The sequence below is a fragment of the Achromobacter sp. 1011791174 genome (assembly GCF_059760925.1).
Genome location: NZ_JCBANH010000101.1, coordinates 1 through 23,766, shown reverse-complemented (window position 1 = coordinate 23,766; position 23,766 = coordinate 1). Strand labels below are relative to the sequence as shown.

The following is a 23,766-nucleotide window of genomic DNA, read 5'->3' as shown; positions in this document are numbered from 1 at the left end:
ATATAGTATCAACAGATTTCTCAAGGAACGAGAATTTAAATCTGTATCCTTGGATCATCCAAATATGGAAATAGGCTCATTCTCCATATCCAACTCAAGCCTTCAAATGATTACACTTCAGTTCACCGCACTTGGATTCTTTGAATTTTCAAATACGGAGGACCAAGATGGTCGCATACTAAAACTCGTAGAGCTAACATCAAAAGGATATGATCACCTCATAAAAACGAGTGCAGTCAAGCGTGGCATTCTCGCCAGAGCATCAGACGATGAAGAATACGAAACCGATAGTATTTCTTAGGATCTTCACAAATTGGCGAATTGGGGTTTTCCGAGAAATTTCTAATTCACTCACAAATTCCGATTACCGCGCCTCGCCTCCAACCCGGAGAGCTTCCCAATCATCCCCTGCATAACCTCATAGTTCGAAACCCCATCGCAAAGCTACAATGCCAATCCAGCGTCAGGATTCAATATCCCCCCCCCGGCGGTCAGACCTTCAAAAACCGTCCTAATGAAGTCCAGATACGATTCAAACGGTAAGGACCTCGCCTCCTCCGACCCTAGAAAATTCGGCTCGCATAGACTTTCTCCAAAGCTAGCCTAGTCAACAGTCTGTCATAGGCAGGCAGTAGAAACGACATACTCCGGGGTCTGATTACCGCCGCACGTGCCGAATTTAGTCCGGCCGAGCCTTGCCCTTCCCCCACCAACCCTCAAACTCCTCACGCGCAATCTCACACTCCGCCAGCTCCGGATCCCACAAATCCTCCGGAGGATTGAAAAGCCAATCCTCCGGCCCGCTACGTTCCGCCTCACCACCCGCCGACACAACAACCTGCCGCGTGCGATACCCCTGCTCGTCGTACTCGAAGAAATAGATTTCCTGTTCCTCCGGATAATCCTTCCTGATATAGACGCTGCCGCGCCCAACCAGCGCCCCGAATTTCGGGCTGGCTCGCTGAACCCGGCGCTGCTCCTCCAAATCATCAAGCCCAGCAGGCGCGGGATCGCCAATGCGAAGCGACGGAATGTCCGCGAATCTCTCCGTCTCCCCGTCAGCCGGCTCAACGATCATGACTTCGGCATAGGTCTGGATGATCGCCTCTGCCGAGGGAGCCTCGATCCACCACCACAGGGAGCCCATGCCGTAGTCGTGGGCCACAAGGAATCTCTTCATTCTGCAAACTCATCCGGATAGGTAATCAGGTCGGCCGCGTCGGACACCCAGGCATCCTTGTCCTGCCGATAGGCGAACAGCCGCTGGCGCATCTCCGGGGTCCATCCGCAACGGGCCGACATTTCGCACAACATGCCCAGGCCGATGCGCCGCATGCGGGCGTTGCGCTCGGCGCCAAGCGACGCTTCAACCTGGGCCAGCGCTTCCAGGCGCGCGCCGGTCGCTGTCTCGGAAAGCGCGTCCAGGACGTCTCCAACGACGCCGGGGTGCATCAATTCCGCCGCATCGAACTGCCGCGCAATCGCCAGCGCGGCCTCCGGATTCAATACCGAAAACGCCAGCCGGAGCGCCAGTCCCGGATGCCAGCGCCTCGCCAGCAAGGCCTCGACCAGCAGGCTCGCCGACGCGCCCAGTTCCAGCAGGCCAGATCGCGTCTGCCGCCGGTACGAGTTCACGATGGCGGCCAATGACTGTGCCCGCGTCGCGGCCGCGAAACTGCTGGCCAGTTCACGCGGCTGGTTTCTCGCGTGGATGCCCAGCAGCGCGCTGGCCGCGAGTTCAACCCGCGAGACATCGACGTCATCGAGCTGTGCGGCCAGCGCTTGGTACAGCGAGGGCTCGCCTTCGCCGGGCGGCATCGCGATCAGTCTTTCCAGGGTTTCCTTGCGGACTTGCGCATCGGCGTGTCCGAGCAGCAATGCCAGATGCCTGCTCAAGGCGCGCTGGCCGTCCGGGGAAAGTCCCGTCGGCGGAATGCGGATGGTCGCGCGCGCGAGCGCCGGCTGCTCGCTGCGCGCGGCGGCATGCAATCGCTGCCAGACTTCGGGATGATCGAGGAAATTCCAGTACGCCCGCATCAAGGCAATCGCCACGTCCGGATGCAGCTTGCCTTCGCCTTCGATGCGGGCCAGGAAGGCAAAGGCGTCGTCCGTCCTCAGATCGCCGGCGAGCCGGATGATCTCCTTGGCCACGGTGACCTTGCCTCGCGGCACGCGGGCGAGCAGGTCCAGCACTTGCGACGGGCGCAGGTTCATCAAGGATCGCCGCAAGGCATAGATGGCGACGCGGGCCCGGTTGTCATCCAGCGCCTGCATCAGCTCCGGCACGCCACGTCCGGCGTCGGCGCGCCCCAGCGCCTCCAGCGTCTTGTCGCGCAGTCCCTGGTCAGGCGCGTCCAGGCGCGCAAGATGAACCAGCGGCGCCAGGTCGATGGACGGCATGGCCGCGTAGCGCTCGACCGAACCGTAGAGTTCCCAGGCATTGCGCTGCGTGCTGGTAAGGATCCTGACCAGTTCGTCGGCATAGCATTGCTGCTGCGCGGCCGTCCAGCGCGAGAAACCGCTGTCGAAGGCGGGCAGGAACGCCGCCTTGCCGCTCGGAAAGCGTCCCTTGTACACGCGCGCGCTCAGGAATGGCGTCAGCAGGTCCTGCCTGTGCAGATGCAGATGCCAGGACACCGCTGAAACCTGGATCCAGCTGGGATCGTCCTGCACCAGGCGGGGAATCAATTCTGCGGCCCGCTTGCGCAGTCCGAGCCGCGTCAGCGCCTCCAGCCCCGAACGGGCCACGTTGCCGCGCTTGTCATGGGTCAGGTCGGCGAGCAGGTCGATGAACAGATCCACGGCCTTCACGCGGCAGCCGAAGCCGAAGATCAGTTGCAGCGCGACCGGGGCGCGTTCCCGCCGGATCCACGTGTCGAGCAGGCTCATCAAGTGCGGGGCGATCCCGATCAACTCGCCATCGCTCATGCGGGATTCCCAATGCCCGTAGCGCAGATTGCCCATGCTGCCCATGCGTTCCACCAGACGGGGCAGCGTCTCGGCCACGAAGGCCGCATGCGCGGCGATGATGGCCATCAACCACTGCGTGGCGGTCGCCATGGTCTGGTGCGAGCAGTCCCGGGCGCGCAGCGCGGCATCGATCAGCGCGGTAAAGCCGGGCAGATGCGCGGCTTCCCAGCGCGACGGCGGCAGCGCCGCCAGGGCCGTCAACATGGCCAGCCGCACGGGGTCCTGCTCGTTCTCACGCGCGCGGCAGAAATCCAGGATGGCGGGCAGGCTCGAGGCCTCGTACCGCCCCGCCCCGACCACCGCGGCCACGGCCTGCGCGCGCAGCTCGCCATCGGGTTGCGACAGAAAGGGCTGGGCCAGGGCCAGCGCCTCCTGGAACGGCAGGCAGGACAGATAAGGCAGCCGCGCCATCGGCTCGGCGGCCAGCAGCCGCAGCGAGAACGCGTGGCGCGCTTCGGTCTGCCTGGCCGCGCTGGACAAGGCCTGCACGAAGGCGAGCGGCAGCGCCCCGCTGTGCTCGCGCCAGGCTTCGCCGCCCTGGCGGTAGAGGGCGTCACGCTGGCCGGCATCCAGGTGTGGAAAGACCTCATGCAGGTTGGGCAGCGCGTCGGCCGCCAACAATTCGCAAAGCGTGGACGCATCCAGGCGCTTCAGGGCCTGCGCCGTGAGCGCGATGCGCTGCCTGCCGCCCAGGCCCGCGATGAGCGCGGCGATTTCCTTCGGGAATATCGACCCGTAGCGCGCCAGCGGCAAGTCATGGACCGGCATCCGGGTGAACGCCGCGCGCAGCAGGCTCAAGCCGGCATCCGGGTCGCTGCGCAACATGCGATAGAGCGAGGCCCGGATGGCCAGGCGCAGGACATAGGACGGATTGCCGGACTGCTCCAGTGCATGGGTCAGCCTGTCGCGCACGAATCCGGGCAAGCGTTGGGCCAACGTCGCCCACTGCGGCGCGTCAAGCGCGGCCATCTGCTCGGCGTCCAGATGCCGCTCGATGAATGCATCGGTCGTCCAGGAAAGCAGATGACGGCGCGCGGTCCCTGCGAGTGTCGGGTAGACGGCGTCGTTCACCTGGCCCCGTCCGGACTGCCAAAGCCGGCAGGCCAGATCCACGCGGCATGGCTTCGTCAGATCCGGCATCAGCCGGATCAATATCTCATCGGGCAAGGCCCGCGCGGCCAGCCGGGCGGCGCGCGATGCCAGCATGGGCGAGGGATCGGCGAGCATCGTGACAATCAGATCCTCCGCGCAGGAACCGCTGGCCGACATCAGCGCCAACAGCCGCTCGTAGTGGATCTCCGATTGCGCCAGGGATTTCAGGTCTTCGGCGAGATGGGCATCCGTGAGGGAGTCACGACCGAGTTCGACCATGCGCCGGTAGCGTTGATCATGGCTCAGGGAGGCGACGTCCGCGAGGATGCGCTGCACGGACGGGCGGTGTTTTTTCAACGAGGGCGTCATGGTCGATGGTGGGTGAGGCTGCACTGGATGGGGCAAGGCGCGGGTCAAACCGCGCGGCCAAGGTGGTTCGACGAGAATAGCAAATCGCTTCGATCAAGCCGCGGGTCTGAATTCGCGGCATGCGCCTGCGGCATATTCGGCGTTTTCAAGGGGATGGCCGCTGGCCGCAGCACACCGGGAAGCCAGCGCCGGCATGACAGATTTACAAATGCCGATGACTGCAAACCATCTCCAGCCCGGCAAGTTTCCCGATCATCCTGGCCAGCCCCTGCGCACTCGCCTCATCCACTCCCTCCAGCCTCACCATCCGAAACCCCATCGCCAGGCTGAAATGCCAATCCAGCTCCAGGATCCGGTAATCCCTCCCAGCCTCCGCGCAGTGCCACCGCACGCCCGGATCCTCATACGCTGCTCCGATGAAATCGATATGCGAACCGAACGGCGGCAAGGACTCCAGCGGTTCATCCGAACCCGGCAAACTCGGCTCGCACAGATTCTCGCCCACCGCGACGCGGGGCGACGGCCCGTCATAGGCCAGCAGCATCAGCGGAATACTCCGGGGATCCGCGTCATGGTCGGCGCGCACATCGGCGCTCAGATATTCCCTGGCCGCCGGTCCCAGGCAGTATTGTGGGCTATGCCAGTCGCTGCCCTCGTCGTCGGCATACAGATCCCCCAGCGTGATGCCATGGCTGGCCAGCAGCGCCACGGTTTCTTCCAGGGTGTCGTTGTGGCGGATGGGAATGTCCGGGGGCAGATAACCGGCGCGCGCATACAGGGCGATCACGTCGCCCGGCGTGCGCATGTGTTCGTCGTATTGATATGAGCCTTCGTGCAGGCTGGCCAGGCCGAAGCTCAGGTTGATCAGGGCGCGGCGGGGAATGTCCTGGCCGCGCGGTTCAAGCACGTAGCCGCCTTCCAGCAATCTGGCTTCCAGCGCGCGCCAGTCGGGCGGCGGCAGATGCATGTCGCGCGGAAACAGGAATTGGTGGTGTTCGGACATGGGCGGGACTCCTGCTAGAGCGGGGATCAGGGCAGGAAGCCATCGCCAGAATGTGCGCGATTATCCCGCCGTGATGATCGTGGGAAACGCTGGTGAGGTAAATCAGACAGCCCGCCGACGTGGAATCAGGCGGGCCGTGGTCGGACGAATGCCGCCGGTTATTGGGGCTAACCGGCTGCGTTGCGAGCAGCGATCAATTCGCCTTTTCGTCCTCGCCCTTATACCCGCTGATATACGCGCGCCCCGAGCAGCGCACCGTGGCCACGCAGGTCAGGCCGTTGCTCTTGGCGTTGCAGGTTGCGCGCGCTTCATTGCGGGCGGCGACGGGGTCGGTGTTGAGCGCCGTGAAACCGGTGCCGCGACCTTCGCTGCCCTTGCCCCAGGCCATGCCGACGCAGGTGTCGGTATAGGTGAGCACGGTGCGGCACCCCTTGCAATCTTCCCATTTGAGCAGGGCGTCGACGGCCTGTTTCTCGGTGGGATAACCGTCGGCGTAGGTCAGCGCGCCGGTTTCCATTTCGGCGACCGAGCCCCAGTAGCCGCGCGAATCCAGTTTGGCGGACAGCGCTTCGAGCTGGGCGGGCGTGGCGGTGTAAGGGGCCTTCAGGTCGGCTTCGCTATAGCCGGGGCCGGCGCACAGCGGCATGGCGGCCAGTTTGCATTTGCCGTCGGCGCTGTCGTTGGTGCAGGTGCGGATGGCTTTCTTCGCGGCGATTTCGGCCGAGACGCTATTGCCCCAGAACAGATCGTTACGCGAGTTGCGGGCCAGCGCGACGCAGCTGTCGGAGAAGGCGGTGACGCTCTTGCAGCCCTTGGCGCCTGCCTTATTGCATTTGGCCAGCGCGCCTTGCTTGGCTTCGCCGGCCGAGGTTTCCGGCATGACCCAATACAGCTTGGCCTGGGCTTCATCGGTGGCGACGGCGCCGTACAGCGCCTCGGCGTGGGCGGCGGGCGCGGCCAGCATGGACAGGGCAAGCGCGCCGGCGGTGGCGAAGGCGGCGCCGGAGGCGCGGAACAGGGCAAGCAGACGCGCGGGCATCATCGTTTTGCGGTATCCAGTAAGTAAGGTGCGGCGTGCTGGAAACAAGGCATTTTCGCGAGCGCGCGAAGGAATATGCGCGAGCCACGAAACGCGCGAATGTTATCACGCAGGTGTTTGACTCCCGCACGCGGTGCGCGCTCGTTTGGAAACAGAACTTAACGAGTTTCACGGGTTATGCCATGCAATATGGCGCGGTCTTTCCGTTAACATGACGCACCTTCGGCGCGGGTTTTTCCCGCGCCTGTCGATCGCATTGGTAATAGGCCGGCGGCAGTACGCCAGCGGCAGCACGCCAGATATAGAGGGAGCACGTAGCGCATTATGAAGACATCGCGACTTCGTTCGGTATGGCGGCCGGCGCAGGCCCTGCCGGTGTTGCTGGCGGCGGCCGCCCTGGCGGGTTGCGCGCCGATGCCGACGGGCGGCAGTTCGACGCTGCCCTCGATCTCGAACATGTTCTCGCAGGGGCTGTCGCTGTCGCCCAGCGTGAACGTGGCCAAGAATATGAAGGGCCGTCCGGTGGCCGATGCGATCACCGCGCTGGGCGAGCCGTCGACCAAGCGCGCGGTGGGCAACACGATGGAGCTGGTCTGGTCCGATTACCAGACCGCGCCATATACCGAATGGGTGTCCACCGGCTCGTCGCAGCAGGTGGTGGGCATGATTCCGGCCACGGCGACCACCGCGGCCACGCCGGTATTCCAGCAGAGCAATAGCGGGTATTACGGCAATCGCACCAAGGTGTATGAATGCAAGGTGGTGATGCGAATGCAGGACAGCATCATCATCGACAGCCAGGTGGACGGCAATGTTTGCCCCGAGTTCATCAATGCCTTGCGCAAGTGGGCCGGCGAGCGCGAGGCCAGCAATTATCGCAAGTAGCCGCGCGGGATAATCAGGCGGGGATGCCGGATTATCCCCGGCGTCCATCCGCGCCCGTCTCGTTCCATGACCGATCTCTTTCCATCACGCGACACGCCGCTCGCGGATCCGCTTGCGGCCGCGTTTCCGGCGGAGATCCGCGAGGACGTGAGCGGCGTGAGCGCGCTGTCGCGCGGTTGGTCCAGGCTGATGCGGCCTGGACCCCGCCCTTCGTGGCGCAGCTTTGCGGCGAATACGTGATGCAGATCCTGGAGACGGCCGAGGCCCATCTGCCGACCTGAGCGCTGCCGGCGTCCCGCCTCAGAAGCGCCGATAGACGAAAGCCTCTCCCCCTATTCCCTGCCTGGCCCCGAACTGGCCTTGCGCGCTCAGGCGCAGCGACCAGGACGGCGATGGCTCCCAGCGCGCGCCCGCTTCCAGCACCGTCGCGCCGCCATTGGTGTCCGCGCCCTGCAAGGCCTTGCCATCGAGCCGCGCGCGCACCTCGGTCCTGGCGTCCTGCTCCCAGGCCGCGCCCGCATAGAGGCGCGTCTGGTCGCCGGCCGCGTAGACGTAGCGCGCGCCCAGGCGCGTGCGCAGCGCCTGCGTGGCGTCATAGCTGAGCTGGTCGCCCGCGTCGTTGCGCACGGAATCGCCGCCCAGCCGTTGCCACTGCAGGCGGGCATAGGCGTCGAGCTGGCCGCGCTCGCTCAACGGCATCACATGGCCCAGCATGGCGTGGGCGCCCCAATAGTTCGAACGACTGCGGTAGTTGGTGCTGCCGTCGATGTCGTCGGTATAGCTGCCGCGCATGCGTCCGCTGCGCAGCGAGGCCTCGGCATACGTGCCGCCCAGGAACCAGTAGCGCGCCAGGATGCCCACGCCGACGTTGTCGACGCGGCCCTTGCCCTCGGCCGACAGGCCGCCCGACGAAGCCTGGCCGCGATAGCGGGTGCGCCCGGCCTCGACCAGCGGCGCCACCACGTAGTCGCCAGCGGCGGTGGCGCCGCCCAGGGCGTAGCCGAACACGGCGTTGGCGCGGTCCAGCTTGAGGTTCTTGTCGGTGTAGCGGGTGTGGCCCAGGTCCGGACTGAAGAACAGGCCGCGCCGCTCGGGGCCGCGCAGGTCGGCGGCCGACAGCATGCCGCCGCTGTCGGCCAGCGCGCCGATGCCGGCGCCGATGGACTGCGGGTAGAGTTTGTTGGCGGCCAGCGTCAGATTGGTGGCGGCCAACGTGGCGGTCAGCGCGGACGCGCTCTGCACATCGAACAGGTAGCGGTACGCGCCATACTCCAGGATGTGGGAGCCCGGGTTGGCGACCGTGCCGGTGGTGGCGCTGATGAGCGTGATGCGGTCGCCCGGCAGCAGGCGCTTGAGCGGGCCGGCGGCCTGCATGGCCACGGTGGCGCCCTGCGTGGCGATCGGCGCGCTGGCGCGCAGCATGGTGGTGCCGTTGACGGCGTCGGCGGGCAGCAGGAAGCTCAGCTGGCCTCCGTTGGCGGACAGGGCCGGGCCCTGATAGGCGGCATTAGACCCGAGCACGGTGATGCCGCCCTGGAAGCCGAAGCCGCCGTTGCCGGCGATGGTCAGCGCGTTGCCGCCGCCGAACAGCAGTTGGCCCAGCTGCACGCCTTGGCCGGTGGCGGCGTTGTAGGGCTGGGTGTTGTCGAACGTCAGCTGGGTGCTGGTGTCGCGCAGATCCAGCGTGCCGATGCTGACGCGACTGGCGTCACTGAAGGTCGCTGCCGGGCTGCGCAGCACGCCGGCGGCAAAGACGGCCTGACCATAGGGACTGCCGGCGATCGCGTTGCCGGGCAGCGCGGCCCCAGGCTCGCCGGCCACGACCAGTCCGTCCTGGTGACGGATGTAGAGCGTCCCCGCCACCGACAGCGTGGCGGATCCGGCGGCGGCGTAGGCGGGTGCGTCGATGGCGGTCTCGCGGAACTCCAGCACGGCGGGTCGGGCAGCCACGTAATGGGTGCCCGCCAGCACGCTGACCGGACCATCGCTGGTCACGTTGGCGCTCGCCTGCAGGCTGCTGTTGCCCCCCTTGGCGACACCGTTGAACCTGATGTCCCGCCCAGGGCGTCCCACCTTGGCCGATCCCGCTTGCAGCGTGATGCCCTGGGCGACGCGCAGGTCGCCTTGCGCCACATACTGCACGGACTGGCCCGTGGCCTGCGCGGTATCCGAGGCGCTTCGGGTATTCATGATGTCCGCCGAGCCCGCCTGCAACGCCAGGCCGCCTCCGATGACGCTGTCTCCGGTGACGCGGATCCGCATCACGCCGGCATCCGATGCCCGGCCGTCGCCGACCGCGCGCGCATCGCCCATGCGTATCACGTTGGCGTCGGTGCCATGCAGGGTCGTGTCGCCGGCCACGGCCAGCTTGCCGCCCACGTCCAGCGTGACGGGACGCCACCGGGCCGAGGCCAGGACATCCTCGGACGATTGGTTTTCCGCCAGGGCCTGACCGCCGAACAATTCCAGGCGGCCCGCGACGGATGCGTCGCCGCCCACCGTCACCTGGATGGCCTCGCGCAGCGCCAGGGCCGCGCCCGAGCTGGACGACACCAGCATCGCGCCCACCGGGGCGGCGTCGATCACGAAATCCCCGCCCACGCTCAGATTCCGGCCCACTTCCAGGCTCGCCGCGCCTGCCCGCGCCGACGCGTAGGGCCCATCAAAGGAGAACGCCGAGGCGAGAGCCGTCCGCACGACCAGGTCCGTACCCACCGCGAGACTGCCGCCGATTCGCGCGGTCGTCGCGCCGCCCGCGCCCCTTGCCGCGCCCCGATCGGGAACCTCGTAATCCTGGTAATCGGAGAGCGCGGTCGCCTGGCCGCCCGACAACACCATCGAACCCGCCACGCTCATGTTCTGCGCGGCGGACAAGGCGGCGCTGCCTCCGGTGACGGTCTGGTCTTGCCTGGGCACGGCATAGGTGTTGTCGGTGTCCGCCACCACATCGCCGCCGCGCAACGTCACGTTGCCGGAAACGATCAGCTCGGCCGGCGCGTGATGGCTGGCATCGACGGGCAAGCCTTCCGTGCTGGCGCCCCCCTCCACCCTGACGGCATCCACCGTTTGCGCCGCCACGGGCAAGGCCGCGCCCAGCACGATGCCCAGGAACAAGGAACGGTACAGCGGGCTATGGACGGGTCTGACTGCCGGAACGCGTCGTTGCTGTTTGCGTGGAATGCGGAACTGAGAATGCATGCGGCCTCCGTGCTTGGGCGCCTGAACGAACAATTGAGGTTGCGAAGACCTCGCCGCGCCGGGCGGCACGGTCGGGTGACGCTGTGTGGACGCGTGCGTGCTTCGGTTCCACGCGTCAGCGCGGAATGTCCGGAACGGCGGAACGGGCCTGCGCCAGCAGATGCTCGACGATCAGGCCGAACCTCTCGGGCCTGCCCTGGAACAAGGCATCGGCGCCGCCATTGCCGAGAATCATCGCGGTCAGCGCCGCCCTGCCCCGCGCATCGTCGATCAGTCCGATCGCGGCCCGCTCGTATTGCCCGGCATCGGCCGCGATCAACCATTCCGGCAGCCGCAGCCGCCGGAACAGCGCGGCGTCCAGGCGTTCATGCACTTCGCGGCCCGTCATGCAGACCCCGGGCAGGCCCTGGCTGACGGTGTCGACGATGCCGTTGGTGTTGCCGTAAGGAAAGGGATCGAGGAACAGATCGCAGCCGCGCAGGCGCGCGAGATAGTCCTCGTAGGGCATGCTTTCGTGTACGTGGGCTTGCGGCACGGCGGCGGTCACCGTGCGCCGCAGGGCCGCGTGCGCCACGCCCCGGCAGTCGCCAACGAAGAAATGAAATTGCACGGCCCGGGAAGCGCGCTCGCCGATGCGCCGGCACGTCGCCAGGAAGCGGGCGTTCAACTTCAGCGAGGTCGCGCAGACGGCGACGCGCAGCGGGCGTTCCGGGTCTGGATGCGGGCTCTCCACGCCGGGCGACGCGGGCCGGGCCTGGAAGCCGGGCGGCGGCACATGCACCACGCAGTCCCTGGGCAGCGTGACCACGCGCTCGCTGAAGCAAGAGGCATCGCCCAGCGTGTCTTCCTCGACCAGCATGGCGTCGATGCCTGGAGCGTGCGTGGTCGCGGGATGACCAGCGGCGGCGAGCTGCAGCGGCGCCAGGCGCAGATTGCTCAGCGGAACCGCCAGCGGCGACAGGCCGATGCTTGGGTAATAGATGATGTCTGGCCGGAGTTCGCGCGCCAGCGCCACGGCCTGCGCCACCGCATCCGGCGGCGACAGGCTGTGGCAACGATCGAAAACCGTCCGCGCGACCGCATCGACGGCCCCTGACATCGCCACCCCGTGCAGCTCGAAGCGGGCGCGCGCCGCGCGCAAGGTCGACGAATGCGTGCGATACAGGGAATGCGGCGCCGAGAAGGCCTCCAGCACCACCAGCATCAAGGGTCGCGCCCGCCTTGGCGGATGGGCGCGCATGTCGTCGAGTCCGTCGGCCAGCAGCCGCTGGCGCAGCAGGCGGTTGATCTCGCGCTTGATGTCGTGCTTGTCCGCCGCCAGCGCATAACTGCAATGCATGCACGCGTCATGCAACACGGCTGTCGGCAGGCCGCGCAGGTCGGGAAGCTGCGCCAGTTTGCGAGGCAGCCAGCGCAGCATGGTCTCGCGGCGCGCGCAGGCCGAAGGCGTGACCATCTGGCGCGCGGCCAGCCGGGCGATGCACAGACCAACCGCCGCCCGCGCGTCATGCGCCCAGAGCGCGTCCAGCGGCACGTCCAGTTCGGAATCCGGCACGCACAACACGCAGTACTTGAGCAAGTCGCCCGGGCTCAACGCCAGTGCGCCGCCCTGCCCTGGCATCGCGCCGGCCAGCGCGGCGATCACGTGATCCGCATGCCCGAACGGCGTGGCGCCGAAGATGGCCGCCAGCCAGCGCTGCAGCGTCAGGAACTGCTCGAAGCCGTCGCGCGAGACCTGGAAGCCCGGGTCGGCGAACAGGGCGCCGATGGCCGCCGCCCAGCGGGCCAGGAAATGCGCCCGGGCGTCCTCGGACAGCCCGGCAGGCAGCGCCCCATGGCGCTCGTCCAGGCGGCGCAGGCCCAGCAGCAACAGCCGTCCGGCGGCCTCGTGCTGACGACGATGCACCAGCCATTCGAACTGGCTCAGGGAGAACGCGGGCGGGTCGCGCGGATCGGCGGGCATGGCATTCATCCGCGCTGAGTCGGCAATTGCCCTGAATGCGTTCCATCGCCCGCGCGGATCGCCGGCGCGCAACGCGTCGCTACCTGTATAAACTAAGCCTCTCGTTGCCAGATAAAGGAATCCCTTGTCGAACACACCCGGAGCGCGCCGATTCATCGCGGCGACCGCAAGCGCCATCCGCACCCAGGGCTGCGCCATGCTGGCCGCCGCGCCCTGGTCCCTGGCCGTCTTCACGCTATCGCTGCCCTTCGCCCTGCTGACACCCAAGCCGTACCAGTTCCGCGACTGGCTGTTCGTTGCGCTCGCGCTGGTCAACCTGATCGCCTTCGCGCGCATGAGCTACGCCTGGCACCGGGTCGTCAATCACGCGGCCGACGATGGCGCGGCGCGCGGCAGCGCCGGCGAGGCCCGTCACCTGGTGCTGCTGGCCGCGCTGGCCATTGGCGTCACCTATCTGGCGCGCGTCTGCGGCGATCTGCCCTTCGTGCTGTACGCGCTGCTCGACGGCAAGACCGACACGGTTTTCTTCGCTTGCCTGACCGCGCTGATGGCGTTGATCTGGCTGCCGGTGCTGTACGCGCTGGCCGTGGCGGGACTGTCCCTGCCGCGCGTCGCGGTCACCGGCGAATATGGATTCCGCGACGCGCGCGCGGCGATGCGCTACCCGCGCTGGCCGCTGATGCTGGCGCTGCTGCTGTTGCTGGCGATCGGCAGCTTCGTCGCCATGGACCTGCAACCGCTGCTGTACTACCCCACCGGCGCGCGCATCGCCTATGGCGTGGTCGGCACGCTGCTGTGCGTGCTGATCACCTTCTTGCTGATGACCATGGTCGCGGTGGCTTACCGTGACAGGGCGGGCCAGCCATGACTTACCGTTCCGATTCCTCCTTGCCGTTTTCCCGGATCCTGGGTCCGCTGCGCGCCCGCCAGTGCGCCTGCCATAGCGCGCAGTGCCAGCGGCTGCACCAGCGCGTGACCGAGGACCTGTCGCGCCGCCATTTCCTGGGCGGCATGGCGGCCATGCTGGCGCCCTTCGCCCTGCCCTCGGCGGCGATGGCGGCGGCGACCGCGCTGGCCGATGACGCACGCCCGCTTCTGCTGACCAACCTGCGCCTGTTCGACGGCTCGGGCACGGCGGCGCGCGAGGGCGTGCAGGTGCTGGTCAAGGGCAAGCGCATCGCCGACCTGCTGCCGGCGTCCGCCACCGTGGCGGACGCGCGTGTACTGGACTGCCAAGGCAAGCTGCTGCTGCCGGGGCTGATCGACGTGCACTGGCACACGATGCTGGCGGCGATTCCGCAGATGACGGCCATGACGGCCGACCTGGGCTATCTGTACCTGGTGGCCGCCAAGGAAGCCCAGCGCACGCTGATGCGCGGCTTCACCTCGGTGCGCGACGCGGGCGGGCCGGCGTTCGCGCTCAAGCGCGCGATCGACGAGGGGCTGGTGGACGGCCCGCGCATCTATCCCAGCGGAGCGATGATCTCGCAGACGTCCGGGCACGGGGATTTCCGGCTGCGCAGCGATCTGCCGCGCGCCGACAACGCGCCGCTGAGCCTGGTGGAAAACACCGGCGTGGCCATGATCGCCGACGGCGAGGCCCAGGTGCTGCGCCGCGTGCGCGAACAACTGATGCTGGGCGCCAGCCAGATCAAGATGCTGGCGGGCGGCGGCGTGGCCTCGCTGTACGACCCGCTGGACAGCACCCAGTTCACCGAGCGCGAACTGCGCGCCGGCGTCGAGGCCGCCAGCGACTGGAACACTTATGTAATGACGCACGTCTACACGCCCAAGGGCATCCAGCGCGCGATCCACGCCGGCGTGAAGTGCATCGAGCACGGTCAGCTGGCCGACGAGGCCAGCGTGCGCCTGATGCGCGACCAGGACGTGTGGTGGAGCCTGCAGCCGTTCCTGCAGGACGAGGACAGCAACGCCTATCCCGACGCGGAGCGGCAGGCCAGCCAGAAGCAGGTGGCCGAGGGCACGGTCCAGGCCTATGCGCTGGCGCAGAAGCACGGCGTCAAGACGGGCTGGGGCACGGATATCCTGTTCAATCCCCGCAACACCGCGACACAGGGCAGGCAGCTGGCCAAGCTGACGCGCTTCTACGATCCGCTGACGCTGCTGGGCCAGGCCACGGGCGTCAACGGCGAGCTGCTGGCGCTGTCGGGCGAGCGCAACCCCTACCCCGGCGCGCTGGGCCGGATCGCGCCGGGCGCCTGGGCAGACCTGCTGGTGGCCGACGGCGATCCCTCGGCCAATCTCGATTTCCTGGCGGATCCCGACAAGAACCTGCGCCTGATCATGAAGGACGGCAAGGTCCACAAGAACACGCTGTGAGCGCCGCCTAGGGCTTGGGCTTGAAGATCAGCTTGATCGGGTTGTCGGGCTTGTAGTTGGCCGACTGCGGGCCGTATTCCGGATTGAACTGCGGATGCCAGGCGCGGACTTCGGTGGCGGAGATCCATTCGACCTGTAGCTGATCCTGCGGCCCGTAGGAGTCGAACTGGGCCACGGCCTGCAGCGATCCCTGGCATTTTTCGGTGGCGCCCTTGGGCAGCACCGAGACCTGCGTCTTCTCGGTCCAGGTCAGCGAGCCGGGCTGCGGGCAGAGGCGGACCTCGACGTGGTACTTGCCATCAGGCGACGGCAGGTCGGCGACGATCTTGTTGGGACCGCAGGCCGTCAGCAGGACGGCAGACAAGAGCGCGAGCGGAACGCATTTTTTCATCGAGAATCCTTCTGGCCTTGAGCGCGGCCGATCCGTGAAAATGTGGTCATGATACTTTGACCGCCAGGGCGGCCGGTCCCGGCTTGAATTGGCATCAAGGTATGACCAAAGGCGACCCGCGAAGCCGGCATCCCCGCCCTGCCGTCCGCCTCTTGCACTGCCCCCCTCAACCGCCAAAGGAGCCCCGCATGTCGATAGCCCTCGCCGATCTGGAACAAGCCGTCATGGACCTGCTGCGCGCGCAGCCGGCCTTCGCGGGTTGGAAGAAAAAGGGCAAGCGTTGCCTGTGGCGGACCTGCGGCGAGGTGCAGCAAGGCGCGGAGCTGATCCGCTATCGCGGCTCCTTCGACAATGCACAGCACCTGTCCCTGGGCGTGTACGCGTCCTTTCCGTGCGAAAGGGAATGGCCGGTCTATGTGCCGGCCGAGATCTGGAACAAGGGGCGCCTGTACCGCCGCGCCTATCTGAAGCCGGGCGACGGGTTGATCGACGAACCCACGCTGGGCAGCGGCGCCGTGCTGACGATCCACAACGAACAGGAATTGGCCAACTGGCTGGCGGCCCTGCCGGCCGACATCGAGAACCACCTCGCCCCCTGGCTGGCGCGCTACCAGTCGCTGGAACAGGCCTGGTATGAATACCGCATTCCCAGCTGGCGCCTGGCAGCGGCCGGCATCAAGCCGGATTAGGATCAGGCGCGCTGAACATGCCGCGTGTCGCCGCAAGCGCGCACCAGACGCCTACCCCTGCCCGTAGCAGGCCAGCCAGGCGCGCATGAGCGCCGCCTCGTCCCCCGCGTCCACGTATTGCGGCGCGCCCTGCGCCATCGCCGCGTACAGCAGGGCATCGCTCACGTCCTGCCACAGCGGCGCCAGCATTTCCTCGGTCTCGCCGTCCTCGTCCGTCTCGATCACGATGGCCCGGTCGCCGTAGATCGCCAGCGCGCGGTGGCGCAACTGGCATGGACCTGCAACCGCTGCTGCTGACGCACGAGCGGAACGCATTTTTCATCGAAAGTCCTTCTGGCCTTGAACGCGGCCGATCCGTGAAAACCTGGTGATGATACCGAGCAAGGCGGCGAGTCCGCGTGGGCGCGGTGCGCTTGATCGCGGCCATGCCAGCGCATCTGCACACCTGCCGCGTGGGCAGCAGTTACCTTTGGAATTCTTTATTCATATACGGTCGCCATAACTCCCCAACGCGGCCATGGATCAGGCATCATCGCGTCCTCGGCGGGACCTTCCCGCGCACAGATTCAGGTGGCCTCTTGCAATCCCTCACCTCCATTCGCCGCGACCTCCGCGCCCTGGTCCAGGCCCGCGACTACGCCCAGATCGACGCCTATTACGACGCGCTGGAACAGCGGGACTGGGCCGATACCGAAGATCCGGGCGCGCCGTATTTCGAGGCGGCCAACTCGGGCACGCTGTTCGACTATTCCATGGTCCCGTTCCAGGACGCCGCCGCCTTTCTGCAAGACTGGATCGCGGCCAGCCCGGGCTCGTACCACGCCCATCTGGTGCTGGGCAATTTCTGTTTCGGCCGCGCCGGCGACATCCGGGGATACGGCTGGGCCGACAGCGTGACGCAGGACCGCTGGCTGGGCGCCGCCCTGGCCTGTGAACGCGCCGCCGCCGCGCTGGTGCAGGCGATGGCGCTGTCGCCGCGCCCGATCGCGGCCTGCGTGACGATGATGCAGATGTGCGCGCATTTCCAGGAACCATACTGGCTGCGCCAGCTGTTCCTGGGCAACGCGCCGGAAACCATCACGCACGAGGACATCGACGAGCCGGGCATGATGGACGCCGCGCTGGCCCATCTGGTCGAGCTGGGCGTGCCGCGCCTGACGCCTGAACAGACGCCTGATGCCCTGCCCACGGGCCTGGCGCAGCGTGCCGAGCACGAGATGGACCAGGCCAAGGATTATTGGCTGCTGCGCGCGCTGGACCTGCGGCCCGGGCACCTGGGCGCGCTGATGGCGTATGCGCAGTACCTGCGTCCGCGCTGGGGCGGCAGCTATGAGGACATCGACGGCATGGCCGGTGGACCGCTGTGCGCGGCGCTGTCCGAGCCGCAGCGCAACGCGATCCGCTGGATCGGCATCCTCGATTCGATGGGCGATTATCCGGAGCCGGACGACGCCGAGGCGGTGGCGGAATACCGCGAGATGTTCGAATCGTTCCTGCAGCGCGAGCTGCGGCCGGAAGAGCGCGGCATGGCGCTGGGTTTTTACGCGCAGTTCGTCAGCTATTCGCTGGAGGACCAGGTCCAGGCGCGCGCGCTGCACGCACAGAGCGCGGCGGCATTTCCACCGAGCCGTTATTTCGGCGACGTGGACGGGCCGTTCCGCAGCTTCGCGCACGTCAGCATCATCCACGGCCTGCCGGACGACGACGGCGCCTTCAAGAGCGTGCTGGAACGCATGTGCCATTGGGATACCGTGGCCACGCCGCAGGCGCTGGCGGCGGTGGCCCATCACTACGGCCGCTGGGGTTTCGCGCGGGACCCGGCGCGCGCGCAGCAGTTGCTGGACCGCGCCGCGGTGCTGGCGCAGGACCAGGCGGACGACGATTTCAACGTCTTGGCGGCGGCCGCCATGCTGTGGGATGGCGGCGACCATGAGCAAGGCTATTTCCTGACGCGGCAGCTGGCGGACCGCCGCGTGGCGGACGCGGCCAGCAGCATGTACGACATCCACCGGGGCTTCCGCGACAACACGCCGGACAGCTACCTGGACGACGCGGTGCGCGACCAGTGGCTGCAGCGCGCGGTGGAAGAAGGCTCGCCGCTGGCCATGTACAACATGGCCTATCGCAACATCTTCGACGACGAACTGGATTTCTCGCGCCGCGAGAACCTGGACAAGGTTCTGCGCCTGCTTCACGGCGCACGCCAGGAGCCGCGCGCCGACGCGCTGGCGCGGCTGCGCATCGGCGTGCTGCTGCGCGACCACGGCACCGAGCAGGAACAGCAGGAAGGCGTGCGCGCCTATCTGCGTCCGCTGGTGGACGAGGATCACGACTGGCGCGCGGCGCGCGCCAGCGCCGAGATCGCGCTGGCCTACGCGCACGGGCGCGGCGCCAAGAAGAATCGCTTCGCCGCCATCGAATGGGCGCAGCACGCCAGCCGGCTGCAGCCGGACGACGAGGGCATCGACGAGATCCAGTCGCAGGTGCTGAATTCGCACAGCCTGGTCAAGACCATCGGCACGGTGTTCGGCGCCTACATGGGCCGAGGCGGCATCAGCGCCGAGGACCTGCCGCCCAAGCCGGACGCGCAGTAGGCATGGCGCGCCCGGGCCGGTCCGGATGGAAGCTGTCGTCCCGGCTGCTGCTGGGCGACGCGGCGCTGGCCGGCGCGGGACTGGCGCTGGGCACGGCGCCGCTGTGGCTGTATGCGGCGCTGCCCGGCGCGCTGGGCGTGGCCGCCGGGGCGCTGGCCCTGCCCTTGCCCGTCGCGGGCTGGGCGATGCTGCGCCTGCCCTTCTCGTCACGCCCACCCGGCCCGGAAGACGGCCTGCTCCTCACGCCCGCGGACGCGCCGGCGCTGTTCCGCGAGATCGAACAGGTGCGCGCCCAGGTGGGCGCGCCGGCGCTGGACGCGGTCTACCTGAACAGCGAATGCAATGCCAGCATCCGGCAGCATCGGCGGCTCTGGGGCGGCACGCGCAACGTGCTGTGGCTCGGGCTGCCGCTGCTGGAGCTGCTGTCGGCCGACGCCTGCCGCGCCATCCTGGCGCATGAATGCGCGCACATCGCCGGCCGGCACGGACGCTATGCCAGCCGGGTGTATTTCGCGCGGCTGCAATGGCAGGAAGCGGCGCGGCAACTGGCGCGCCGCAAGGGCTTGGCCAACGCGCCGCTGCGGCTCTTCATGAACTGGCACGTGCCACGCTTCCTGGCAGCCAGCCTGGATTTCGCGCGCGAATGCGAGTATCAGGCCGACGCGGAATCCGCGCGGGTCTGCGGCGTGGCGTGCGCGTCGGATGCCCTGATGGCGACCTGTCTGCAGGGGCGTGCCCTGCACGAATACGCATCCAGCTTGTACGCCGACGCCGCGGCCACGGAACCGCCCTGGCTCCTGGTCCGGCTGGCGGAGGATGGCTTGCTGGCCAGTCCGCGTGACCAGGCCGAGGCGCAGATCTGGCTGCATCAGGCCCTGTGCCGTCCGACCAGCCATGACGATACCCATCCCTCGCTGGCGGACCGCCTGGCGGCGCTGAAGGTGCCACGGGCCCTGGACGAACGGACAACGCCCGCGCCCGGCATGCCCGGCGCGCGGGGCATGGCGTCCACGCACTCCTTGCCGGCAACCTCCCGCCCCCTGCCCTGGCGTCGCGCCCAGCCCTGCGCGGCGCAGGAATGGTTGCAGGACCAGCGCCTGCCGCTGGCACGCGCGCTCGATGATTCGCGGCGCGAGGCCGCCGCGCAAGCGCTGCGCGAGGCGCAAGACGAACGCCGCGAGGCCGTCGCGGCGCATCACGACCTGCTGCGCAAGCAGCGCCTGCGCGCGCTGTCTGCCGATGAGCGAGCGCGCATGGCCTGGCATGCCGCCATGCTGGCGGACGATGTGGACGGCGCCACGAAGCTGCTGCGGGAAAATCTGCGGGATCATCCCGGCCACGTGCCTACGCTGTGCGAATTGGCGACGCTGTCGCAGCGCCAGAATGCCCGCCCGGACGCAGCGCCGGACGCGAACACGACGCGTGGCCCGGACGATGCCCGGCGCGAGCCTGCGCAGGATGCCGCCGAAGCGCTATGGCGCGAGGCCGCCGCCCAGCCCGGCCCGCATCGCCTGGCCTGCCTGCGCCAACTCACCGCCATCGCCCTGCGGCGCGGCGACGCCGGCCAGGCCCTGGCCTGGCGCACGGAAGCAGACCAATTGGAACGCCGGACCCTGGCTGAATACACCGCCGCACCCCGCTACGAGCCGCACGGCCTGGGCGAGCCCGAATTGCGCAGGCTGGCGGACACGCTGGACCCGCTCTTGCTGGCCGCCACCGGCGCATGGCTGTTGCGCGACGCCGCCAGCGGGCATCATGTGCTGCTGGTGCTGGCGCGCGAGTCCTGGATATTGCGCGCCGTGGGCGCGCTGACGGGCGAGCCCAGTTATCTGCGGCGCGATTGCCAGGCGCTGCTGCAACGGTTGCTGCCGCGCGTGCAGCGGAACATCGAACCGCTGCTGCTGGCCGCCGGCGATCCGCTGCCGGGCGTGTGCACGGACGCCACCCGGCTGCGGCGGGCCGGCGCCTAGCGTTGCCCGTAGCAGGCCCGCCAGGCGCGCATGAGCGCCGCCTCGTCCCCCGCGTCCACGTATTGCGGCGCGCCCTGCGCCATCGCCGCGTACAACAGGGCATCGCTCACGTCCTGCCACAGCGGCGCCAGCATTTCCTCGGTCTCGCCGTCCTCGTCCGTCTCGATCACGATGGCCTGATCGCCGTCGAGCGCCAGCGCGCGACGGCGCAACTGGTCATGAACCAGCAGGAAACCGGAATGAATGGGCGATTTGTCCTTGCCGCGCGCGCCGGGCGCGGCCAGCGTGCCTTCCCAGTCGTCCGCCGGCGTGGACCGCTGCTGCCCTTGCGCCTCGGACCAGCGCAGCCAGGCCCGGCCGTAGGCGTGGCCGGCGTCCGGATCCAGGTTCGCCGCCAGGCATTCGGCCTGCGTGCGCGACAGCGCCTGGATCTGCTCCAGCAATGCCACCACGCGCTCGCCGTGCGCGCCGAACAGGACAGACAGCGGCAGTTCCTCCAGCAGCTCCATGGCAGCCGCGCGCCAATAGCCGGGGTTCGCCACCAGGCCGGACATGTCGCCCAGTTCCGTGACGCGCGCGCGCCACAGCCGTCCGGGCCAGCCGCTGCTGACGATGAGCGTGGCGATGGTCTGGTCCACCACCAGCCAGGGCGGCTGGAGCCGGGCCAGCCTGACCTGACGGCCATCACGCACCAGGGCGATGTCGTCATTGAGGTGTTCGAACCAATAGCCGTCCCGGCTGGGCGTCTGCGAGGGAGGATGGGACATGATGGAGAACGGTTCCGTGTTCGGGTCGCGGGGAGTATAGCCAGCGGGCGTGCATCCATTCTTGCCGCCAGCGGTCTGCGCCTATCGCCTGATGCGCCAGCCTGAGGCACCGTCATGCACGCGCCGCCGGCCGTCTCAATCGGCCGCCATGGGCGCGGCCAGCTGCGCCACTTCCAGCCGATTGCCGCCCAGCGCCTTGGCGCGGTACAGCGCCTGGTCGGCGGTCGACAGCCCCTGGGCCAGGGCCGGCGCGTCGTGCTCGTACTGCGCCAGCCCGATGCTGACGGTGGCCGGGATGCCCAGGCTGTCGACGCGGCTGGACAGCGTCTCGGCGAAACGCCGGGCCACGTCCTCGCCCAGCGCGACAGCGCGGCGGGCGTCGTTGCCGGCCAGCACCGCGGCGAATTCCTCGCCGCCGATGCGGGCCAGCAGCACCGCCGGCCCCAGCACGCCGCGCGCGATGTCGGCGAAGGACTTGAGAACCAGATCACCGGTCTGGTGGCCGTAGCGGTCGTTGATGGACTTGAACTGGTCCAGGTCGAAGGCCAGCACGGCCAGCGGCTCGCGCCCCCGGCCGCCGTCGATCAGGCGCTGGCCCTGCTCGAAGAACCAGCGGCGGTTGCCCAGCCGGGTCAGGTAGTCGGTCTGCGATTCCCGCAGCAGCTGGCCATGCGTCTCTTCGCGCACCAGCTTGAGCAGCGTCATGGGCAGCACGATGGAATACAGCACGCCTTCGTACATGGTGATATTGCTGGCCAGCATCTGCGCGGCCGGGCCATCCCTGGCCACCCACCAGGGCAGGATGAAGCTGCGGCCCAGGTAGAGCAGCGCGTGCAGGCCGGTCACGGCCACCGCGATGCGCAACGGCAGCAGCGGTCTCAGTGCCTTACAGCGCAACAGCTCCCAGGCGGTCAGGCCGCTGACCAGCGCGATGGGAAAGGCGCTGACATAGGTCCAGACCAGGTTCTGCCCCGAATAGCCCGCGCCGGCCCAGATCAGAGCCATGACGCCCAGCAGTCCCAGCGAGCCGGCGCGATACAGCCGCCCGTTGAGCGCGGCCACGGCGTTCAGCACCAGCAGATAGCCGCCCAGGATGACCAGATTGCTCAGCGCCGAGCCCAGCACTCCGGGCAGGGCGGCGCGGTACAGGGCGATGGAGCAACCCGCCGCGAGCGTGGCGAAGCCGGCCGCCAGCAGCCGCAGCGACGTACTGCGGCCGGGATGGGTCCGGTGCTCCCAGTAAGTCAGGCAGGCGCTGGCGAGCAGCGTTCCGATGATGATGAGGTAGAGAGTGAAGAGATCGACGTGCATCTCGGCAACATAGCGTTGCGCCGATATGTAAAGGCGGCAACAAAATTTTACGTGAGAATTGCGACACGACCAGGTAGCAGTGACCCGGATAGGGGCAGGCCGGAAAATCGGCGCATGTCGACACTGGACAGTGACAAGAACCGCCCTAAGATAGCCCATCCCTCCGTCCGCCCCCTGATAACACCCCATCCCATGGCCAACCGTTCCTATCTCTACAGCCTCAGCAACCGCCCCGCCGCCTACGCCGACCGCCCCGAGACGATCGTCGGTCTGTCCGAATGGCCTTATGACGTGCCCTTCATATACCGGCTGTTGATGTCCGGCGATCCGCGGCCATGCGCCTCGCTGGTGTCGGACGGGATGGAAGACGAGGAACCGGACAGCAAGACCCGGCTGTATGCGATCAGCAGCGTGTTCGAACCGGGCTACGCGCGCGTGCGGCGCTTTGGCGACATCGTCCGCGCCGCCGTGGCGCAGGCGCCGGCTCCCGCGCAGGCATCCTCCGCAGCGGTCGGCGCCGCCGGCGCGCCGCAGCCGGCTTCCTTCATGGACCGCGTGAAGCAGATGTTCTCGCCGCAAGCGAACGCCGCCCCGGCGCCGGTTCCGGCCCCGCCCGCCGCTCCCGCCTCGGACCAGCTGCTGGCCGCGCTGGACGAAACGCTGGCCTTTCTCGACGCCCATCGCGACAGCCACCTGCTGCTGGAGACCATCGAGCTGGACATCATGTCCCACGCCGGCGAAGCCGAGCTGAAGGCCTGCGTGGACGCGGAAATCGTGCGCTGCCGGCACGCCGGCGCGGCCCTGGACGCGCTGCCGGCCAATGTGGACGAGGCCGCCCGCGCGCTTCGGACGGCCGTTGCCGGGCAGGCCGCGGAACCGCTGGACGCCTTCCACGGACTGCACCTGGACAACGATTTCGACAGCACGCGCACGGGCGCCACGGAACGTCCGATGGGCCTGTATTGGAGCGACGTGCTGTATTTCGAGTTGTTCAACCGCAGCCAGTTCGAAGCGCATCTGCAGCAGGGCTGAGCTTGCGGGACAGGGCCGGCCCGCCGGCCCCGGACGGCCTGTCTTTCCCTCGCGCGCGCCCTGCCCCGCGCCCGTGCCCGCGAACCCCGCGCGCGTCAATAGAGCTGGATTTGTCACTCATCTACAATCCGTGACCATGCCGGCCGCCTGTAG

The 23,766-nt window shown here is 67.9% G+C and carries 18 protein-coding genes; 8 read left to right on the top strand and 10 right to left on the bottom strand.

Annotated features, from left to right (window positions below):
- On the top strand, nt 1-301 hold a 301-nt coding region (locus AC6LJ5_RS25470; protein ID WP_498141963.1), incomplete at its 5' end, for a hypothetical protein.
- 378 nt (nt 302-679) lie between these two features.
- On the opposite strand, the gene AC6LJ5_RS25465 is transcribed toward AC6LJ5_RS25470, so the two are convergent.
- The 4 genes from AC6LJ5_RS25465 to AC6LJ5_RS25450 all read right to left on the bottom strand — a co-directional run bounded on the left by AC6LJ5_RS25465 (nt 680) and on the right by AC6LJ5_RS25450 (nt 6,476).
- Nucleotides 680-1,180, bottom strand: a complete 501-nt coding sequence (locus AC6LJ5_RS25465; protein ID WP_498141962.1) for a hypothetical protein — start codon at nt 1,178-1,180, stop codon at nt 680-682.
- The gene (locus tag AC6LJ5_RS25460) at nt 1,177-4,419 is read right to left on the bottom strand and encodes a hypothetical protein (protein ID WP_498141961.1); all 3,243 of its coding nucleotides are present in this window, start codon (nt 4,417-4,419) and stop codon (nt 1,177-1,179) included. The genes AC6LJ5_RS25465 and AC6LJ5_RS25460 overlap by 4 nt, the downstream gene beginning before the upstream one ends.
- A gap of 214 nt (nt 4,420-4,633) precedes the next feature.
- Entirely contained in the window at nt 4,634-5,434 is an 801-nt protein-coding gene (locus tag AC6LJ5_RS25455) for a hypothetical protein (RefSeq protein ID WP_498141960.1), read from the bottom strand.
- A 193-nt stretch (nt 5,435-5,627) separates the two neighbouring features.
- Entirely contained in the window at nt 5,628-6,476 is an 849-nt protein-coding gene (locus tag AC6LJ5_RS25450; protein WP_103274895.1) for a DUF4189 domain-containing protein, read from the bottom strand.
- A gap of 321 nt (nt 6,477-6,797) precedes the next feature.
- On the opposite strand from AC6LJ5_RS25450, the gene AC6LJ5_RS25445 reads away from it, so the two are divergent.
- Nucleotides 6,798-7,358, top strand: a complete 561-nt coding sequence (locus tag AC6LJ5_RS25445; protein ID WP_498141959.1) for a hypothetical protein — start codon at nt 6,798-6,800, stop codon at nt 7,356-7,358.
- A 300-nt stretch (nt 7,359-7,658) separates the two neighbouring features.
- On the opposite strand, the gene AC6LJ5_RS25440 is transcribed toward AC6LJ5_RS25445, so the two are convergent.
- Together AC6LJ5_RS25440 and AC6LJ5_RS25435 are read right to left on the bottom strand one after the other, a co-directional pair.
- Nucleotides 7,659-10,556 carry an autotransporter outer membrane beta-barrel domain-containing protein gene (locus AC6LJ5_RS25440; protein WP_498141958.1) on the bottom strand — a complete coding sequence of 966 codons (2,898 nt, stop codon included), beginning with the start codon at nt 10,554-10,556 and terminating at the stop codon, nt 7,659-7,661.
- Between the two features lie 115 nt (nt 10,557-10,671).
- Nucleotides 10,672-12,519, bottom strand: a complete 1,848-nt coding sequence (locus AC6LJ5_RS25435) for a peptide transporter (protein ID WP_498141957.1) — start codon at nt 12,517-12,519, stop codon at nt 10,672-10,674.
- A 124-nt stretch (nt 12,520-12,643) separates the two neighbouring features.
- Here AC6LJ5_RS25435 and AC6LJ5_RS25430 point away from each other — a divergent pair, with 124 nt between their 5' ends.
- A complete protein-coding gene (locus AC6LJ5_RS25430; RefSeq protein WP_498141956.1) occupies nt 12,644-13,387 on the top strand; it encodes a hypothetical protein in 744 nt (247 codons plus the stop codon).
- Nucleotides 13,384-14,859, top strand: a complete 1,476-nt coding sequence (locus AC6LJ5_RS25425; protein ID WP_498141955.1) for a metal-dependent hydrolase family protein — start codon at nt 13,384-13,386, stop codon at nt 14,857-14,859. The genes AC6LJ5_RS25430 and AC6LJ5_RS25425 overlap by 4 nt, the downstream gene beginning before the upstream one ends.
- 7 nt (nt 14,860-14,866) lie before the next feature.
- On the opposite strand, the gene AC6LJ5_RS25420 is transcribed toward AC6LJ5_RS25425, so the two are convergent.
- Nucleotides 14,867-15,250 (bottom strand): hypothetical protein, encoded by a 384-nt coding sequence (locus AC6LJ5_RS25420; RefSeq protein ID WP_103274900.1) that lies wholly within the window; start codon nt 15,248-15,250, stop codon nt 14,867-14,869.
- A gap of 188 nt (nt 15,251-15,438) precedes the next feature.
- Between AC6LJ5_RS25420 and AC6LJ5_RS25415 the strand changes: the two genes are divergently transcribed.
- The gene (locus AC6LJ5_RS25415) at nt 15,439-15,939 is read left to right on the top strand and encodes a hypothetical protein (RefSeq protein ID WP_498141954.1); all 501 of its coding nucleotides are present in this window, start codon (nt 15,439-15,441) and stop codon (nt 15,937-15,939) included.
- Nucleotides 15,940-15,990: 51 nt separating this feature from the next.
- Here the strand turns inward: AC6LJ5_RS25415 and AC6LJ5_RS25410 are convergent, their stop codons facing one another.
- Nucleotides 15,991-16,206 (bottom strand): hypothetical protein, encoded by a 216-nt coding sequence (locus tag AC6LJ5_RS25410; RefSeq protein ID WP_498141953.1) that lies wholly within the window; start codon nt 16,204-16,206, stop codon nt 15,991-15,993.
- Nucleotides 16,207-16,517: 311 nt separating this feature from the next.
- Between AC6LJ5_RS25410 and AC6LJ5_RS25405 the strand changes: the two genes are divergently transcribed.
- Together AC6LJ5_RS25405 and AC6LJ5_RS25400 are read left to right on the top strand one after the other, a co-directional pair.
- On the top strand, nt 16,518-18,533 hold the full coding sequence (locus AC6LJ5_RS25405) for a DUF4034 domain-containing protein (RefSeq protein ID WP_498141952.1): 2,016 nt from the start codon (nt 16,518-16,520) through the stop codon (nt 18,531-18,533).
- A 2-nt stretch (nt 18,534-18,535) separates the two neighbouring features.
- Nucleotides 18,536-20,503: a M48 family metalloprotease gene (locus AC6LJ5_RS25400; protein ID WP_498141951.1), complete on the top strand. Its 1,968-nt coding sequence runs from the start codon at nt 18,536-18,538 to the stop codon at nt 20,501-20,503.
- On the opposite strand, the gene AC6LJ5_RS25395 is transcribed toward AC6LJ5_RS25400, so the two are convergent.
- Nucleotides 20,500-21,270 carry a hypothetical protein gene (locus AC6LJ5_RS25395; RefSeq protein ID WP_498141950.1) on the bottom strand — a complete coding sequence of 257 codons (771 nt, stop codon included), beginning with the start codon at nt 21,268-21,270 and terminating at the stop codon, nt 20,500-20,502. The genes AC6LJ5_RS25400 and AC6LJ5_RS25395 overlap by 4 nt on opposite strands.
- Nucleotides 21,271-21,405: 135 nt before the next feature.
- Nucleotides 21,406-22,581, bottom strand: coding sequence for a GGDEF domain-containing protein (locus AC6LJ5_RS25390; RefSeq protein ID WP_103274905.1), 1,176 nt, complete (start codon nt 22,579-22,581; stop codon nt 21,406-21,408).
- Between the two features lie 192 nt (nt 22,582-22,773).
- On the opposite strand from AC6LJ5_RS25390, the gene AC6LJ5_RS25385 reads away from it, so the two are divergent.
- Complete coding sequence (locus AC6LJ5_RS25385; protein ID WP_498141949.1) at nt 22,774-23,613, top strand: DUF7822 domain-containing protein; 840 nt, start codon at nt 22,774-22,776, stop codon at nt 23,611-23,613.
- Nucleotides 23,614-23,766 lie beyond the last annotated feature (153 nt).

Bases quoted from the DNA above. Each gene is read 5' to 3' on its own strand.
- AC6LJ5_RS25450 (WP_103274895.1), bottom strand. From the start codon at position 6,476: ATGATGCCCGCGCGTCTGCTTGCCCTGTTCCGCGCCTCCGGCGCCGCC.
- AC6LJ5_RS25415 (WP_498141954.1), top strand. From the start codon at position 15,439: ATGTCGATAGCCCTCGCCGATCTGGAACAAGCCGTCATGGACCTGCTG.
- AC6LJ5_RS25435 (WP_498141957.1), bottom strand. From the start codon at position 12,519: ATGCCCGCCGATCCGCGCGACCCGCCCGCGTTCTCCCTGAGCCAGTTC.
- AC6LJ5_RS25420 (WP_103274900.1), bottom strand. From the start codon at position 15,250: ATGAAAAAATGCGTTCCGCTCGCGCTCTTGTCTGCCGTCCTGCTGACG.
- AC6LJ5_RS25440 (WP_498141958.1), bottom strand. From the start codon at position 10,556: ATGCATTCTCAGTTCCGCATTCCACGCAAACAGCAACGACGCGTTCCG.
- AC6LJ5_RS25425 (WP_498141955.1), top strand. From the start codon at position 13,384: ATGACTTACCGTTCCGATTCCTCCTTGCCGTTTTCCCGGATCCTGGGT.
- AC6LJ5_RS25385 (WP_498141949.1), top strand. From the start codon at position 22,774: ATGGCCAACCGTTCCTATCTCTACAGCCTCAGCAACCGCCCCGCCGCC.
- AC6LJ5_RS25445 (WP_498141959.1), top strand. From the start codon at position 6,798: ATGAAGACATCGCGACTTCGTTCGGTATGGCGGCCGGCGCAGGCCCTG.
- AC6LJ5_RS25400 (WP_498141951.1), top strand. From the start codon at position 18,536: ATGGCGCGCCCGGGCCGGTCCGGATGGAAGCTGTCGTCCCGGCTGCTG.
- AC6LJ5_RS25465 (WP_498141962.1), bottom strand. From the start codon at position 1,180: ATGAAGAGATTCCTTGTGGCCCACGACTACGGCATGGGCTCCCTGTGG.
- AC6LJ5_RS25390 (WP_103274905.1), bottom strand. From the start codon at position 22,581: ATGCACGTCGATCTCTTCACTCTCTACCTCATCATCATCGGAACGCTG.
- AC6LJ5_RS25395 (WP_498141950.1), bottom strand. From the start codon at position 21,270: ATGTCCCATCCTCCCTCGCAGACGCCCAGCCGGGACGGCTATTGGTTC.
- AC6LJ5_RS25455 (WP_498141960.1), bottom strand. From the start codon at position 5,434: ATGTCCGAACACCACCAATTCCTGTTTCCGCGCGACATGCATCTGCCG.